The following is a 1,138-nucleotide window of genomic DNA, read 5'->3' as shown; positions in this document are numbered from 1 at the left end:
GCATCGTGGGGTAAGGGGATGGTGGCTACATATTGATGTTGTGCTGTTGCTTTTTACTGAAAGCTGCTACTAACGACTCATAAATCTACCCTTAATCGTGTATTGGATGATAGTTGCGGATTTTAGGATATACACTTAATGGCTTTTCCTGTGTGGAGAATGCTTCCGTAAAGATTGGAGTGTAATTCCGTTCTGCCGTAAGGCTTATGTCTGTAATGTGGTCTTCACCTTCCTTACAAACGATTGTAATCTCTGTATCTGTCATAATTCTAATATTTTATTCGATTAACGCTGTCATATATAAAGATGGCATGGTTTTTGTATATACAATAAAGTCCCCACGCATTACAAGTACTCGTCTATACTTGGGAAAGGAAGAAGTGGAAGAGATTACAGATGCAAATGTGTTATTGGGATTACGAAATTAAGAATGTTTATAATTTTGATTATGAGAAGAGAACGTTATTTTGAAGAGGATTTTAACGGCTTTGTAGAAGGACTCATAAATTCAAGCCGTTTGGAAGGTAAGGAGGCAGGAATTGCCAAGCAGATGTTAGACAAAGGGTATGACAGTTTGTCGGAAAAGCAGAAATTTGTTTTTGACAGGGCAATAGAAAACAACACAGTTGATGAATGTAAATTCTGCGGTGCGGATATACCTTGGGGTGAAATGCTTGCAGCACTTGACAACGAAGGTTATTGCGGTCATTGCCAACACATGATGGAGAAGATGAACGAAGAATGAGATTAGGGAGGTCATTGCGCCTCCCCATTATTTTGTCAGAAATTTGGGGCTAAAAACTCAAAATAAAAATCGGATGCCCGACTGATGGTATCCGTGGAGTTTGTTAAATGAAAGTCCATACTCACATCGTGCGGCAACACGATAAAGAGTCTTTTTAGAGCAGTCGTCATTTAAGCACCGTGACGACTGCATTTCTATATTACTTTGATACTATAACGGACTAATACTTGATTTATTGTGTTATCTTACAAAGTTTACATACTTTGTTACTAGGGTGTCAAGTCTGTGCTCATAATTCTATCCAATTTTTCGGGTAAGGTCTTTCCTCTCCTGAGTTGGGTTTCCGTATAAATTGAAGCCAGCCCATTCGTCTAAATCTTTATAGTGGACATT

General features: G+C 38.6%; 1 protein-coding gene. It reads left to right on the top strand.

Going from position 1 to position 1,138, the window contains the following annotated elements; genetic code table 11:
• The first annotated feature begins 448 nt into the window (after window positions 1-448).
• Window positions 449-745, top strand: a complete 297-nt coding sequence (locus FYJ73_RS15655; RefSeq protein WP_154535666.1) for a hypothetical protein — start codon at window positions 449-451, stop codon at window positions 743-745.
• Window positions 746-1,138 lie beyond the last annotated feature (393 nt).

Origin of the sequence: Hallella mizrahii (genome assembly GCF_009695775.1) — a bacterium.
Taxonomy (GTDB): Bacteria; Bacteroidota; Bacteroidia; order Bacteroidales; family Bacteroidaceae; genus Prevotella; species Prevotella mizrahii.
Note: the sequence above shows the minus strand (reverse complement) of the source record. Positions and strands in the feature narration are given on the sequence as shown.

Bases quoted from the DNA above. Each gene is read 5' to 3' on its own strand.
- FYJ73_RS15655 (WP_154535666.1), top strand. From the start codon at position 449: ATGAGAAGAGAACGTTATTTTGAAGAGGATTTTAACGGCTTTGTAGAA.